The sequence below is a fragment of the Kosakonia pseudosacchari genome (genome assembly GCF_015167415.1).
GTDB classification, from domain to species: domain Bacteria; phylum Pseudomonadota; class Gammaproteobacteria; order Enterobacterales; family Enterobacteriaceae; genus Kosakonia; species Kosakonia pseudosacchari.
The window spans coordinates 2,390,191-2,404,739 of the sequence record NZ_CP063425.1; the positions used below are offsets into that span (position 1 = coordinate 2,390,191).

At 52.9% G+C, this 14,549-nt stretch carries 12 protein-coding genes; 6 read left to right on the plus strand and 6 right to left on the minus strand.

What is annotated here, in order from left to right; all coding sequences use genetic code 11:
- The first annotated feature begins 2 nt into the window (after nt 1–2).
- The 4 genes from IP581_RS11220 to IP581_RS11235 all read left to right on the plus strand — a co-directional run bounded on the left by IP581_RS11220 (nt 3) and on the right by IP581_RS11235 (nt 4,957).
- Complete coding sequence (locus tag IP581_RS11220) at nt 3–1,070, plus strand: amino acid ABC transporter permease (RefSeq protein ID WP_193822575.1); 1,068 nt, start codon at nt 3–5, stop codon at nt 1,068–1,070.
- Nucleotides 1,070–1,828: an amino acid ABC transporter ATP-binding protein gene (locus IP581_RS11225; RefSeq protein WP_016496065.1), complete on the plus strand. Its 759-nt coding sequence runs from the start codon at nt 1,070–1,072 to the stop codon at nt 1,826–1,828. Before IP581_RS11220 ends, IP581_RS11225 begins: the two co-directional genes overlap by 1 nt.
- Nucleotides 1,829–2,278: 450 nt before the next feature.
- Nucleotides 2,279–3,817, plus strand: a complete 1,539-nt coding sequence (locus IP581_RS11230) for a methyl-accepting chemotaxis protein (protein ID WP_193822576.1) — start codon at nt 2,279–2,281, stop codon at nt 3,815–3,817.
- 57 nt (nt 3,818–3,874) lie between these two features.
- Nucleotides 3,875–4,957, plus strand: coding sequence for a mannuronate-specific alginate lyase (locus tag IP581_RS11235; protein ID WP_193822577.1), 1,083 nt, complete (start codon nt 3,875–3,877; stop codon nt 4,955–4,957).
- Between the two features lie 6 nt (nt 4,958–4,963).
- On the opposite strand, the gene IP581_RS11240 is transcribed toward IP581_RS11235, so the two are convergent.
- From IP581_RS11240 to IP581_RS11265, 6 genes are read right to left on the minus strand one after another with little or no spacing between them, the layout of a single operon-like run.
- Nucleotides 4,964–5,761 (minus strand): hypothetical protein, encoded by a 798-nt coding sequence (locus IP581_RS11240; protein ID WP_193822578.1) that lies wholly within the window; start codon nt 5,759–5,761, stop codon nt 4,964–4,966.
- Between the two features lie 38 nt (nt 5,762–5,799).
- Nucleotides 5,800–6,951 (minus strand): MFS transporter, encoded by a 1,152-nt coding sequence (locus IP581_RS11245; protein WP_193822579.1) that lies wholly within the window; start codon nt 6,949–6,951, stop codon nt 5,800–5,802.
- A gap of 3 nt (nt 6,952–6,954) precedes the next feature.
- Entirely contained in the window at nt 6,955–7,779 is an 825-nt protein-coding gene (locus IP581_RS11250; RefSeq protein WP_193822580.1) for a hypothetical protein, read from the minus strand.
- A complete protein-coding gene (locus IP581_RS11255) occupies nt 7,766–9,205 on the minus strand; it encodes a radical SAM protein (protein WP_193822581.1) in 1,440 nt (479 codons plus the stop codon). The genes IP581_RS11250 and IP581_RS11255 overlap by 14 nt, the downstream gene beginning before the upstream one ends.
- Entirely contained in the window at nt 9,205–10,479 is a 1,275-nt protein-coding gene (locus tag IP581_RS11260; protein WP_193822582.1) for a glycosyltransferase family 2 protein, read from the minus strand. Before IP581_RS11260 ends, IP581_RS11255 begins: the two co-directional genes overlap by 1 nt.
- A 23-nt stretch (nt 10,480–10,502) precedes the next feature.
- On the minus strand, nt 10,503–11,861 hold the full coding sequence (locus IP581_RS11265; RefSeq protein WP_086868998.1) for a glycosyltransferase family protein: 1,359 nt from the start codon (nt 11,859–11,861) through the stop codon (nt 10,503–10,505).
- 479 nt (nt 11,862–12,340) lie between these two features.
- On the opposite strand from IP581_RS11265, the gene sra reads away from it, so the two are divergent.
- Both sra and IP581_RS11275 read left to right on the plus strand, forming a co-directional pair.
- Nucleotides 12,341–12,478: a stationary-phase-induced ribosome-associated protein gene (gene sra / locus IP581_RS11270; RefSeq protein ID WP_086868995.1), complete on the plus strand. Its 138-nt coding sequence runs from the start codon at nt 12,341–12,343 to the stop codon at nt 12,476–12,478.
- 189 nt (nt 12,479–12,667) lie between these two features.
- Entirely contained in the window at nt 12,668–14,371 is a 1,704-nt protein-coding gene (locus IP581_RS11275) for an NAD-dependent malic enzyme (RefSeq protein WP_193822583.1), read from the plus strand.
- Nucleotides 14,372–14,549 lie beyond the last annotated feature (178 nt).

Consider the following 14,549-nt stretch of genomic DNA (forward strand, 5'->3'; position numbering starts at 1 on the left):
TTATGCAAAACTCTGTGGTTTTCTGGCTGCGCCGTCACTTGTTCAGCAGTATTGCGCAAAGCGTGTTGACGCTGCTGTTGTTAACTGTGCTGGCGCTGGTGGGATCAACACTGCTGCGCTGGGGCGTACTGGATGCGGTCGGCTTTAACGGGACGGCTGAGCAGTGCCGGGCGGCGGCAGGTGCTTGCTGGGCGGTGATCGGTGAGAAATATCGCCCGATCCTGTTCGGGCTCTATCCCTATGATGAGCAGTGGCGGGCCGCCCTGGCGGTGCTGGTGTGGTTTGTCACCGTCGGGCTTTCATTGTCGCCGATGTGCTGGCACTCGCGTCTGCTGTGGCCGCTGTGGATCATTTCACTCGCCGTGATGTCGGTACTGATGAGCGGCGGCGTGTTCGGCCTGCCGGCTGTCTCTTCTGCGGACTGGGGCGGTCTGCCGCTGACGCTGCTGCTTTTTTCCGGGACGGTGATTATTGGCATGCCGGTATCAGTAGTGCTGGCGCTGGGCCGCCGCTCCCCGCTGCCCTTTTTGCGCGGTTTGTCGGTGGTGTTTATTGAAGGGTTACGCGGCGTCCCGTTGATCACGATTTTATTTGTCGCCGTGAATGTCTTTCCGCTGTTTTTACCGGCCGGGATGGAAGTGAATAAGCTGCTGCGGGTCATTATTGGTATCGCCCTGTTCTTTGCCTGCTACCAGGCTGAAGTGATCCGTGGCGGTTTGCAGGCTGTGCCGCGAGGCCAGTATGAAGCGGCAGCGGTGCTGAATCTGGGCTACTGGCACACCACCACCAAAATTGTGCTGCCGCAGGCGCTGCGCATCTGCCTGCCGGCGGTCACCAACCATATTATTGCGGCGATGAAGAACTCATCCTTCGTGATCATTATCGGCCTGTTCGATGTGCTGACCGCCACCACCGCCGTGATGCAGGACCCGGTCTGGCGTCGTTACTACATTGAAACCTATGTCTTTATCGCCGGTCTCTATTTACTGTTTGGCTTTTCGCTTTCCCGTTACGCGGTGTGGGTCGAAGGACGTATCGACGAACGCCGCAACCCTGAAGGAGTTTCCTGATGCAAACTACAACGCCCCCGCACGATGCGATCATTCAAATGACCTCCGTCAGCAAATGGTACGGGAAATTCCAGGTGCTGGATGATGTCTCGCTAAGCGTAAAAAAAGGTGAACGCGTGGTGATTTGCGGGCCATCCGGCTCCGGCAAATCGACGCTTATTCGCTGCATTAACCGGCTGGAAGAGCACCAGAAAGGCCAGATTCTGGTGAACGGTATCGAAATGAATGACAATGTGCGCAACATTAGCCGCATTCGTTTGAGTATCGGGATGTTGTTTCAGCAGTTTAATCTGTTCCCGCATTTAAGCGTGCTGGATAACCTGATTATCGGCCCCACGCTGGTGCGCAAGATGAGCCGCCCGCAGGCAACGGAGCTGGCGATGCACTATCTGGAAAAAGTGCAGATCGCCAACCAGGCGCATAAATTCCCGTTGCAACTCTCCGGCGGTCAGCAGCAGCGCGTGGCGATTGCCCGCGCACTCTGTATGCAACCGGAGATCATGCTGTTTGACGAGCCCACCTCGGCGCTGGACCCGGAAATGATCAAAGAGGTGCTGGATGTGATGCTGGATCTGGCGGACAGCGGCATGACGATGATTGTGGTCACGCATGAAATGGGCTTTGCCCGTACCGTAGCGGATAATGTGATTTTGATGGCCGACGGGCGCATTGTGGAATCCGCGCCGCCGGAAACGTTTTTCACCCAGCCTGCGCATCCGCGTACCCGCCAGTTCCTCGATCAGATCCTCAGCCATTAGTCATCATGCGGCGGGTTTCCGCCGCATTACCACCGCAATGAATATTCTGCCGCATCAATAAAAACCATAAATTAAATAATGGTATTGTCCTTTTCTTATACCTGCGACTTTATCTAAAAGTAAAAAATGTTAGCCTGCGATGTTAATGTTTCTATTTTTGATCGTCTATTTATTCGCCTTTGTTGCATCACCGGCTATTAATTTGACTTAAGAATGTACTTATTGCTGGTTTGTTTTTTTGTCGTCATTTTTCTTTCGCAAAATCATAACAATATTTATCAATTGAGTCGTAAGTATGACTAAAAAAATATTTAACGCAGCTACTTTCCGTTGCCGATAACTTTGTGGAAAATGCACAGGTAATAACAAAAACTCACTGGCCGGTAAAATATAAAAAAGCCGATTACCGCGTCAGCAATTTATTGAACGCGGTACATTACGGGGTTTTTCATGAAGCGTAACACTCCTGTTACACAGAAAGAGTATTTGCTTAACGATGGCGCGACGTTGTTGTCGACCACAAATACGCACAGCCATATTACTTATGCTAATACGGCATTTATTGAGGCCAGCGGATTTAGTGAAGATCAGTTGATGGGCGAAGCGCACAATATTATTCGCCACCCGGATATGCCACCTGCCGCTTTTGCTGATATGTGGTTTACCATCCAGCAAGGTGATAGCTGGACCGGAATGGTGAAAAACCGCCGACAGAACGGCGATCATTACTGGGTGCGCGCTAACGTAACGCCTGTTTATCAGCAAGGAGAATTGACGGGTTATATCTCGGTGCGGAATATTCCACAACGCGCGGAAATTGACGCCAGCGCCGCGCTTTATGATCGCGTGAATGAAAACAAACTTCGTGGTTTCCGTTTTTATAAAGGTTTAGTGGTTCGTCGTGGGTTATTTTCTTTCCTGTCCATTTTTCAGCGGATTAGTGTTTCAAAACGGATTAATATCGGGGCCATTATTACTGCTGCCCTCTTAGTGGTATTGCAATTCCTGCCCTTTAATGCTGCTGAAAAAGCCGGTGTAACGGTTATTGCATTAGGATTACTTTCCGCTTTTTTGCAGAACCAAATATCTCGCCCACTGAAAATAGTATTGTCACAAATGCAAAAAGTGGTCTCCGGGCGAAAAGCCGACTTTCGTCATTTTAACCGCGTGGATGAAATCGGTTTGCTGATGCGGCTGGTAAATCAGTCCGGGTTGAACCTTAATTCGCTGGTTGGCGATGTTTCCGCGCAAATTAAGGGCATTCGCGTCATTAGCGGGCGTATCTCCAGCGAGGGCGACTCTCTGCGTCAACGTACGGAAGAGACCTCCGGCGATCTGCACCAGACAGCGGCGGCAGTTGAAGAGATCGCCAGCGCGGTGAGGCAAACGGCGGAAACCGCAACAGAAGCGATGACGCGTGCGGATGAGACCAGCGCCAGCGCGATGGAAAGCGGCGATGTCATGAAAAAGACCATTGCCATGATGCAGTCTGTTTCGGCGGACAATAATAAAATCGTCGACATCATTGGCGTTATTGACAGTATCGCTTTCCAGACCAATATTCTGGCGCTGAATGCGGCGGTGGAAGCGGCGCGAGCCGGTGAATCCGGGCGCGGGTTTGCCGTGGTTGCCGCGGAAGTGCGTAATCTTGCGCAACACTCCGCATCGGCCGCGCGTGAAATTCAGACCCTTATCGAGCATAACGTGGCTAACGTGAAAAGCGGTGTTGAGATGGTCGAGAACACCGAAACGCACCTGACGGCGATGATCGACAGCGTGATCAATATGTCGGCGATGATCAAAGAGATCGGTATCGCTACTCACGAACAGACGCAGGCGCTTGAGCTGATTAACCAGTCCGTTTCGCGTATTGGCACCATGACGCACAACAACACCGGCATGGTTGAGCATGTTACCAGCGCGGCGGAAGATCTCTCTGAACGCGCCGCCCGTCTGCATCGCGCGGTGCATGTTTTCGGCGGTAGCTGATAGCCCGGCACACCATGCTATAGTGCTGCTCCCCGGTCGCGGAAAACAGGACATAGCATGGTGTTTCTCAGAGCAGCACTGATCTTCATCCTTTCGGCAGCCGCCCATGGCGCCGAACGCCTTTCTCCTCCCGCCGGGTTTATGCAACCGCCGGAACACCGCGCAGCAAAAGCGGTGAACTGCCCCGCAGCACCGGCCCCGTTTACTGGCGTGCTGGATTTTCAAAGTAAATATGCAGGCTCCGACAGCGCGCGCGCCACACTCAACCCTGAAGCCGACGCCACTTTTCGCCAGCAAACCAAACCGATCACCGATATGGAACGCTTTGTCAGCCGCCAGGTTACCGCCTGGGCGCAAAGTGGAAACCCGTCGAATGTCACCTGTGTGGTTAACGCACTGGCGGGCTGGGCCAGCGCGGGCGCATTAACCGGCGATGCGAAGAACCATACCGGCAGATCAATGCGTAAATGGGCGCTGGCCACCTTCTCTTCGGCCTGGCTGCAGCTGCAAGATTCACCTCAGCATCCGCTGCGCGCGTATCCGGCCGAGCAGGAAAATATTGAGCGCTGGCTCAGTACACTTGGCGATTTAACCGTTAGCGAATGGCATGATTTACCGCGCAGTAAAGTCAATAACCACAGCTACTGGGCGGCCTGGGCGATTATGGCTACGGCGGTCGTCACACAGCGGCGCGATCTCTTTACCGACGCGCTGGATATTTACCGCACGGCGATGCAGCAAATTGATCAAGACGGTTTTTTACCCAACGAGCTGCGCCGTCGTCAGCGGGCGTTCTCTTATCACAATTACGCTATCCAGCCGCTGGTGATGATTGCGCTGTTTGCCCGTGCGAACGGTGTGGATCCAAAGGCAGAAAATCACGACGCGCTGCGGCGTCTGGGTGACCAGGTGATTGATGGGTTCACCGATGCGCAGCCGTTTGCGCAAAAAACGGGCGTTACGCAGGATGTGTCGTTTTTACAACACCCGACTAATCTGGCCTGGCTTGAAGGCTGGTGCCAGCTTTATTCGTGTGATGATGCGCTGCGCCAGCGTATAGCGCACCTGCGCCCGCTGCAAAACACCCGTCTGGGCGGTGATCTCAGCCATCTGCTGACCACCACCGCCCGACAGGAGTAAGTGAGGTTAACCGGCGTTTCCGGCTATCGCCAGATAGTCCGTATAGAGCTGCGGCGCACCGGAAAACGACGCGAGCGTGCGCCACTCGTCATACATCCGTTCCGTGTCCTGATGTGCGGCGACAAAGGCCAGTGATTTTTCCGTGGAGACATCCAGTCCTGGATGAAAGGCGTTCAGCGACGCCAGACTTTCGATTTCCAGCATCACCGCATACTGATCGAGACGATTACCGCCCTCACCTTTCAGCATGTGGAATTTCCAGCCGGGGTAATCCTCAACGCGGTGAATATTGTCCGTAATGAATTTTTCGAAGGTCTGCGGTAATACGCCCGCGCGCAACGCGAGGTTGTGGAAGCCGACAACGCGCGACACCGTTTCCTGCCCGGCGTTGGCCTGGTAATTCGGCCCTTCCGGCAATGAGCTATGTGTATTTTCCGCTACCAGTGAATAGGTTGTGAAAATGGTCGGCAGTTCGGCGAACGTCGCGAAGGTTTTCCATTCCGCAATCAGCGCCTGTGCCTGCGGGTGTTGCTGCCAGAAACGCTGTGCTTCGGCGGTCTGTTCGCCACTGGTTGTCACATAGCGGGCGTACTGCTGCGCATCCGGCGCTTCGTACAGCATCAGATATTCGTTTTCTCGCTCGCCGCGCAAACCTTTGAGCAACGTCCAGCGCCAGCCCGGGTAGGCCGGGAGCCGCACACCGCGCTCGCGGGCGAATTGCTCAAAATCGCTCGCTGTTACCCCTTTTTTCAGGTTAAGGCCAATGTAATGCACGCTAAAAACGGCATGAGATGGGCTATTCATAAAGACTCCTTTCTTCGTACCACGGACACGACCGTGAATTAATGGATGATTTTGCGCGCCAGCAGGCTAACCAGCAGCAGAAGCACAATGCCGGGGCTGAAAACCGCGCTCAGGCTGTAGTGTTGCGCCATGACACCAATCAGCGCCGGACCGCTCAACAGCCCCGCATAGCCGAATAAGGTGACGGCGGGAAGCGCGAAGTGCGACGGCACGCCGGGCTGATTCCCCGCGCCAGAGAAGAGCACCGGCACAATGTTCGCCAGCCCCGCGCCAGCCAGCACAAACCCGCTAAGAGACAGCATGGCGCTATGCAGTGAAACCATCACCAGCAGCCCCGCTGCGGCACATACCCCGCCGAAGATCAGCACGCGCACGTTGCCATATGAGTTGATAAAGCGATCGCCGTAGACCCGCCCCAGCGCGACGGCAATGGAATAGAGCGTAAAACCCAGACCCGCCTGCTGCGCGGGCATCTGCCGTTCGCTGTGCAGAAAAACGGCGGACCAGTCCAGCATTGCGCCTTCGATCAGAAAGATAAAAAAACAGACGATGGCGATGAAAAGCACCTGCGGATGCGCCAGCGTTCGCAGCAGGCTTCCTTTCGCGCCGGTTTGCGGCGGGCGTCTGGCTAATAAATGGCTGGATGCGGCCAGCGCGATAGCCAGAATCAGCAGCGCAATCAGTAAAATGGCGTGTCGCGGCGCAACGCTTGCCGACAACAACAGGCTGACGCTTCCCGCCCCCGTGATGCAACCCAGGCTATAAAAGCTATGAAACCCGGCCATTCTTGGTTGCCCGGATTCACGCTCAACCACCACCGCCTGGCTGTTCATCGACACATCGAGCAGGCCATTTGCCGCACCGAAAATGAGCAGAACCCCGCCCATCACGACGGGGGAATCAATAAACAACATAAAGGGCAGATCGAGACACAACACCAGGGCGCAGCAGAGGATCACGGCCCGCCAGCCAAACCGGCTGATTACGCTGCCGCTGAACGGCATCACCAGCATTGACCCTGCGGCAATACAAAACAGCAGCAAACCCAGTGCGCCCTCATCAACGTGCAGCGCGGCTTTCACCAGCGGGATCAGCGGTGCCCACGCGGAAACGGCCAGCCCGGCGATAAAAAAGATCGCCCGCGTCGCATGCTGGGCCCGCGTATTGGGTGCCGGGTGGGGATTTGTCATGGGCTACACTCCTTTGTCATCCCCGCAGCACTGGCTTTCAGCCACGGCCAGATAATCGGTGTAGATTTGCGGTGAACCTGAGAAAGACGCGAGCTGTTTCCACTCCTCATACATCTGTTTGGTGTCCCGATGCGCGCTGACGAAAATCGCTGCCTGATCGGTGGCGATATCCGGTTCAGGATAGAAAACATCGAGTGCCGCAAGGCTCGCTATCTCCATCATCACCACATATTGATCCAGCCGGTTGCCGCGCTCACCTTTCAGCAAGCGGAATTTCCAGTCCGGGTAATCTTCAATGCGTTGGTAATTTTCAGCGATAAAAGTCTCGAAGGTCACGGCCTTGACATCCGGGCGCAGCGCCAGGTTATGAATGCCTATGACCCGGGCTTCAGGTTCCTCTCCCGGCCGTTCGCGATAGCGAGGGCCATCCTGCACGGTGCTTTTTTTGTTCTCCGCCAGCAACCGATAATCGGTGTAGATCGTCGGTAGCGCACTGAATGTTCCCAGTTGCTGCCATTCGCGCAGTAATTGCTGCGCATGCGGGCGATCGCGCCAGAACTTGCGCGCCAGCGCGGTGAGATTGCCGTCCGCGCGCTGGTAACGATCGCGTATGCCGGCGTTTTCGATCTCATACAGCATCAGAAATTGCCCTGCTCGCTCTCCCCGCAGACCGCGCAGTAGCGTCCAGCGCCAGCCGGGGTAACAGGGGATCTGGCACCCTTTCTCGCGAACAAACTGCTCAAATTGCTCATTAGTGACCCCGGCTTCGGTGTCAATGGCGATGTAATAAAGGCTAAAAACCGGTGTTGATGCCTCAGTCTGTTTCATGCCCGACCTCCATGTTGAACTGGGTATTAATGATCGCTTCCACCAGCGTGACGCCATTTGGCGTGAGCGTGACGTTGTCGCCAGTCACGGTGATGAGTGCTTTTTGCGTTAACCTCGTTAACGCGCGCTGAATAACCGGGTTATTGAAAAAACTGCGACCATCGAAGCGCTGGCGGAATTCGCGATCGCTGACCGGACGCAGGGTGGAGAGCGCCATTTTGAAGGCATTCACTTCGCGCTGGAGCGGTGAAAAACCCCGCTGCGACTCAACGGGTAAGCGCCCTTCTTCCAGCGCCTGGGAGTAACATTTGTAATCGGTGATGTTGATAGCCTCCGACTGCGTGCATTTCGAACTGCCGCCAAGGCCAATCGCCACTTCCGGATACTGTTTATCAAGATCAGTGATCAGTCCTTTCCACTTCTCCGCTGGCTGTGTGCGCCGATGGAAATACATGGTGGGATGCTCAATGTAATCGTCGGCGAAGTAGTGTTCGATTAGCTCACGCATCTGATACTGCTTGCCCAGCCCCGGAAAAACGCGGGTCGCCCCTTTTTTCTGCCATAAGCTCTGGCGCTGCCCCGATACACCAGTGCGCTGCTTCATAAATTCCGCCAGATGCAGCTTTGTGCAGACGACATGGGAAAGCGCCAGTTCGCGGCACTTCTCCATATCCAGTTTCACGTCATCGACGCGTTGCCCGGGCAGGCCGTAGATCAGATCCATACTTATCCAGTCGAAACCAACGTCGCGCGCGTTCGCAATCGTCTGTTCGCAGGTTTCCGCGCTGTGTTTACGCCCGCAGGCCTCGATAAGCTGGTTATTGAACGACTGGACGCCAAAACTGATTTTGCTGAAACCGAGTGTTTTGAGCAGCTGCAGATAGGCTTTTGTCAGCGTTGCCGGTTCCCCTTCAAAGCGCAGCGTGGCGGCAGAAAAATTGAAGTGTTGCCGGTAAAACGCAATCAGACGCCGAAGTTCCGCTTCCGGCAGCAACGACGGCGTGCCGCCGAAAACGTTAAATTCGCCCACTTCAGCGTCGGCAAGCGCGGGCACATTTTGCAGCCACAACGTTGCCTCCTGAATGTTCTGATCCACGATCCGCTGAAAAACGGCGCGCGAGGGCGCGCTCTGCGGGTTAATGATAATGGTCGGGAACTGGCAGAAATGGCAGCGGTAGCGGCACGTTGGAATCGATGCCCAGAGATGGATCTGTGCCGCCTGCTTGATGTCGTGTTCCATGTCGCGGAAAAAGGCATCCTGCGAATACGCCGTGATGTCGCCCGGAAACACGTGGCAGCCAAAAGGATCCCGGTAGACATACTCCAGTAAAGTGCGGTTTTCTGGCGCCGCCAGGAAATCGTACACGCGAGGCACCGGGTAGTCAGGGTCGAGATCGTTTAACGAATCCAGAAGTGCACTGTCCATCAGAATACGCCTCCGTTGGCAAAGTAGTTATGCGCCATGCCGGATTCGCGATCCTCACAGAAATACCAGACGAAACGCTGGAAATCGCTCTCTTTAACTTCGTCAAAACAGGCTGGCAGCGGCGGTGGAAAACCAATGTCTTCGCCCATTGCGCGGCGCATGGCGCTGAAAATCTCGTCGCGAAACTCGAAATAGAGCCGGTAAGCGGGCGTTTTATAGGCGTGGATGGGGGTGAAATCGATAATCCGCGTTTCGTGTTTAATGGCCTCAATGCGCCGGAACAGACGATCGGCCACCACCGGACCGAAGAAGTCTCGCACAGCGTCGCTGTCCAACAGCAGATTCGGGTTGAGCAGCACCGGCAGCACAATGTTTTTCGGCACGTAATCTTTGATGGAGTAGTGCCAGGCCTGCAATGATTGCGCCGGTGTCGTGTCGCGAAGTGTGGTTTGCTGTCCCCCTTCCGGGCGGACATCTTTCATGATGATGATGCCATCGTGCCCATAAGCGACACCGGTTATCACTTCCTGCAGAATGGTGTCTACGCGGCGGCTGTTGATTTCAACGTGAGAATCGCGCGCGTAGACAGGTTTCCCGCCAGCGGCGATCACGCGAATACCGAAATCCCAGTCATCGGAAAGATGCTCGACAAACCGGCCGTTACTGAGCTGGTAAAAGATTTCAATGCCGCCAACCTTATCGTACATCGTGCGTTCCACGGCAAAACCCTTGCCATCCGGGAAGCCACCAAACAGCGAAAATGAGACATCGCGGCAGCGCAGCGTTTTCTGGATCTCCGCAAACAGATTCGGGCGATGCCGGAAGTCGTTTTCGTTGTAATAGTAATTACAGGTGCCTAAATCCCCCGCTTCTTCGACCATTTTTTCAATCAGCGTGTGCAGCCACCAGCTGTCCACGGTACAGTCCGCATCGGCCGAAACGATATAGTGCTTTCGGTCGACGCCAAGGCGCTTATCCCGGGCTTTTGCACGCAGCGATGCGTAGTCCATTCCGCATTTTCGCGCGGAGGAGACACCCTGCGTAGTTTCCTTGATGATATGAATATCCATTGCCGGATTGAGTCGATGAAAATCCTCTATTTGCGCGACTGAATCATCGGTGGAATTATTATCCACCACGATCAGTTCCCAGTTATCATGCGTCAGCATGTTATTACGCGTTCTTTGATTAAGTAGCGACATAAGCACAGAATTAATTCTGTCGCTCTCGTTATAAACTGGCAAAACAATAGAAACATAAACATTGTTACGCATATTTACCACTCCCTGAGTATTAATTAAGACTCAACGCTCTTGCTGCTAAGTATTTTCTTACCAATAAGAAAGTTTTGATAAGCCATTTCTGACATTAACGGTTTGTTGGTGATGAGTTTATAAACACTGAGAATAAACTCATCGTCAGGTAAATCATCTTTATCAGCCGAAATATCCATAACTGGCGCAAAGAATCCATATTGCCCATAAACTTCGTCATAATATTCGTAACGTGTCGAAATGTAACAGCGCCGATGACTGATCGCCTCACCAATTGGATTGCCATAACTGTCGTAATCCCACGATGTCAGGAAAGAAACGAGATCGCACGAGTAATATAAATCTTCAATGGTATAAGTGTTCATGCCGGGGGGCATATAACCATGTTGCAACCAACCAATAAAATGTATGAATGGTTCAAGCTGTAATTTTCTGGATAAATCAACCAGCGACTGATAACACTCTGGCGCCTCATGGGGATCGCCTGCGATGACAAGAAATACGCGCGCATCGTGACCGTGTTGTTGAAATAACTGATTAAGCCGTGATACCAGGTAAATATCCCGGTCAAGCCGTTTTTGTGGGATCAGGCGCGTGGTTCGGGCAATCAATATATCATCACAGCCAATACCAAGGCTGCGTCGCATATCACTATGACTTCGCGCGTCAGTAAAGTTGTAGGCGTTCTTTTTTACTTTAACTTCAACGGCATAGTTGCACCATCTTTCAAGCTTCTCTTTCAAATCCTCGTTGAGCGTCACGTACGTGATATAACGAGATTTTATGGGTTTGATGGCATAGGGGTATGGGTAGGTTCCATATTTCATCACCGTTTTTTCGCTGTTCCACATTAAATCATGGTCGCGCCAGGTGACGAATTGCTCTAAATCATAACGATTTCCATATGTATCGATAGCAATGTATAGGGCTTTCGTATAAATAATATTTTCCGGAAGCGTACCGTTTTCAACAAAAACAGTGCCGATATTGAGTTGCTCCCATTGACGCACGATTTTCTTTGCCAGTTGGCACGCCGTTTTATCAATGACAGAGAGAATTCTTTCACGTTCCGCTGATGAAACCGATATTTTTTGGCTAATCAATACATTATGTGAATATTCAATAAATTGAGGGTTGTAATCCGGTATGCTGGCAATATCATTTATTCGCACTAGCGTAAAGCCGCCTTTGTATATAGCATTCTCCCATTCATATGGTTTATTGAACTTTCCCTTGTCTATCTTGATGTCGTAACCAAGATCAAGATAAGGTTTAATTCCCTTGTGTACCAATCCTTGTGCTGTTTTGAACGCTTCAACAGTTATGCCTGAAAATGCAACAGCATCAAAAGAAATAAAAATCACTCCATTTCGATTGTTCATGGAATTGCCTCTTTCTCATTGCGGAAATGTTTTTAATTATTCCATTGGCATTAAGAAAGCATATTAATATCGAAGATAAAAGTGGCGAACATCGCAATATTGAAGATTGCCCTGTTTTTTTAACCTTTCATCACACAAAAAGAGAAACATAATTTCAGTGTTTGCAGGTGGCTAAACTGTACGTCGCAAATAAATAATGGCATTGCCGCGCTATAAGAGAAGACTTATCTACTACGACTGAGTGTGTTCGCTGTATTTGCTCATAAACTCTGGGTGCGAACAGGAATAACCCTGCCTGCATGGCGGCTTTATTTATCACGATAAAGCCTAAAGGTAACTTTTCTTATTGCACTTTGTGCCGGGATGTCCGAGGATAATCATTCGGTACGTTTTTTGTACCGCGCAATGATGAGATTGAATTTCGCCCGGTCAGTCGCCGGGCTTGTCCTTGAAACATTGAACTGGATTAAGGAGTAAGCATGAAATCGAACCGTCAGGCACGTCATCTAATGGGACTGGATTACAAAGTGTCGAACACCCGCAAAGTTGTCACCAAAGACAACCAGGAAGAGACGGTGGTCGCTCACCGTTCCGGGCGTCATCGCCGCGCTGGCTAATGATTCCATCCCTGCCACCCCGTTCGGGGTGGCTTTTGCCCTCATCTTCTCCTTGATAATGATAAAAATTCAATCAACGAATACTGCGATCGGGAAGTATTTGCTGAAGCGATGCTTTATACTTGCGCCCGCCGCTGTACCGGTCCGTGACTCACCCCCACGGGAGAAAGTTGATCAAGGAGCTGTAAGATGAATGCAAAGCATAATAAAAACCGATCGTTATATATCCCTTACGCTGGACCCGTGTTGCTGGAATTTCCGTTGCTGAACAAAGGCAGCGCCTTCAGCATGGAAGAGCGCAGCAACTTCAACCTGCTTGGCCTGCTGCCAGAAGTGGTTGAAACCATTGAAGAACAAGCCGAACGCGCCTGGTTGCAGTATCAGGGCTTTAAAACCGACATCGATAAGCACATCTATCTGCGTAACATTCAGGACACCAATGAAACCCTCTTCTACCGGCTGGTGGAAAATCATCTCGAAGAGATGATGCCGGTGATCTACACCCCAACTGTTGGCTGGGCGTGTGAACGTTTTTCTGATATTTACCGCCGCGCACGCGGAGTGTTCATCTCCTGGCAGAACCGCGCCAGTATGGACGATATCCTGCAAAACGTGCCGAACCACAACATCAAAGTGATCGTCGTGACCGACGGGGAACGCATTCTTGGTCTTGGAGACCAGGGGATTGGCGGCATGGGGATTCCGATCGGCAAACTGTCGCTTTACACCTCCTGCGGTGGTATCAGCCCGGCTTACACCCTGCCTGTGGTGCTGGATGTGGGCACCAACAACCAGCAGTTGATTAACGATCCGCTCTATATGGGGTCGCGTCACCCGCGTATCACCGGGGATGAGTATTACGCTTTTGTTGATGAATTTATCCAGGCGGTGAAACAGCGCTGGCCGGACGCGCTGCTGCAATTTGAAGACTTCGCGCAGAAAAATGCCATGCCGCTGCTGAACCGCTATCGCGATGAAATCTGCTGCTTTAACGATGACATCCAGGGCACGGCGGCAGTCACTGTCGGTACGCTGATTGCGGCGAGCCGCGCGGCGGGCAGCCAGCTCAGCCAGCAGAAAATCGTCTTCCTTGGCGCGGGATCCGCCGGCTGTGGTATCGCCGAACAAATCATTGCGCAGACCCAGCGTGAAGGGCTGAGCGAAGCGGACGCCCGCCAGAAGGTCTATATGGTTGACCGTTTTGGTCTGCTGACAGACGAAATGCCGAATTTGCTGCCGTTCCAGAGCAAGCTGGTGCAAAAACGCGAAAACCTGCAAAACTGGGACACCGGCGCGCAGAACGAAGCCCTCTCCCTGCTGGATGTGGTACGTAACGTACGGCCGGATATTCTGATCGGCGTCTCCGGACAGACCGGGCTGTTCACGGAAGAGATCATCCGCGAAATGCATAAACACTGCCCGCGACCGATTATCATGCCGCTGTCAAACCCGACGTCCCGTGTTGAAGCGACACCGCAGGATATTATCAGCTGGACTGATGGGATGGCGCTGGTTGCAACCGGCAGCCCGTTCTCACCGGTGCAGTGGAAAGAGAAAACCTACCCGATTGCCCAGTGCAACAACGCCTACATCTTCCCCGGCATTGGCCTGGGCGTTATCTCCAGTGGCGCGTCGCGCATTACCGACGACATGCTGATGGCGGCGAGCGAAACGCTGGCGGAATACTCCCCGCTGCTGCTCAACGGTGAAGGGCTGGTGCTGCCGGAGCTGAAAGACATTCAGCACGTCTCACGCGCCATTGCTTTCGCCGTCGGCAAAATGGCGCAACAGCAAGGCCTGGCGGCGAAAACCTCTGCCGAAGCGCTCAAGCAATCCATTGACGACAACTTCTGGGAGCCGAAGTACCGCAGCTACCGCCGTACGTCTATCTAACCTGCTTATCCGGCGCTGCGGCGCCGGTTTTTTTTCCCGCTGGTAAAACATTCACTTCCCCGCTAAACTCCTTTTCACCCATTAACTTACTGAATATAAAAAAGGAGGCTACTTATGCTGTATTGTGAATTGTTTGACTATTCACATGCATTTGGCGATCGCGCCAGCTCAAGCGTTA

Excerpts from the sequence above, each read along its gene's own strand:
- IP581_RS11220 (WP_193822575.1), top strand. The coding sequence starts at position 3 with ATGCAAAACTCTGTGGTTTTCTGGCTGCGCCGTCACTTGTTCAGCAGT.
- IP581_RS11225 (WP_016496065.1), top strand. The coding sequence starts at position 1,070 with ATGCAAACTACAACGCCCCCGCACGATGCGATCATTCAAATGACCTCC.
- IP581_RS11230 (WP_193822576.1), top strand. The coding sequence starts at position 2,279 with ATGAAGCGTAACACTCCTGTTACACAGAAAGAGTATTTGCTTAACGAT.
- IP581_RS11235 (WP_193822577.1), top strand. The coding sequence starts at position 3,875 with ATGGTGTTTCTCAGAGCAGCACTGATCTTCATCCTTTCGGCAGCCGCC.
- IP581_RS11240 (WP_193822578.1), bottom strand. The coding sequence starts at position 5,761 with ATGAATAGCCCATCTCATGCCGTTTTTAGCGTGCATTACATTGGCCTT.
- IP581_RS11245 (WP_193822579.1), bottom strand. The coding sequence starts at position 6,951 with ATGACAAATCCCCACCCGGCACCCAATACGCGGGCCCAGCATGCGACG.
- IP581_RS11250 (WP_193822580.1), bottom strand. The coding sequence starts at position 7,779 with ATGAAACAGACTGAGGCATCAACACCGGTTTTTAGCCTTTATTACATC.
- IP581_RS11255 (WP_193822581.1), bottom strand. The coding sequence starts at position 9,205 with ATGGACAGTGCACTTCTGGATTCGTTAAACGATCTCGACCCTGACTAC.
- IP581_RS11260 (WP_193822582.1), bottom strand. The coding sequence starts at position 10,479 with ATGCGTAACAATGTTTATGTTTCTATTGTTTTGCCAGTTTATAACGAG.
- IP581_RS11265 (WP_086868998.1), bottom strand. The coding sequence starts at position 11,861 with ATGAACAATCGAAATGGAGTGATTTTTATTTCTTTTGATGCTGTTGCA.
- sra (WP_086868995.1), top strand. The coding sequence starts at position 12,341 with ATGAAATCGAACCGTCAGGCACGTCATCTAATGGGACTGGATTACAAA.
- IP581_RS11275 (WP_193822583.1), top strand. The coding sequence starts at position 12,668 with ATGAATGCAAAGCATAATAAAAACCGATCGTTATATATCCCTTACGCT.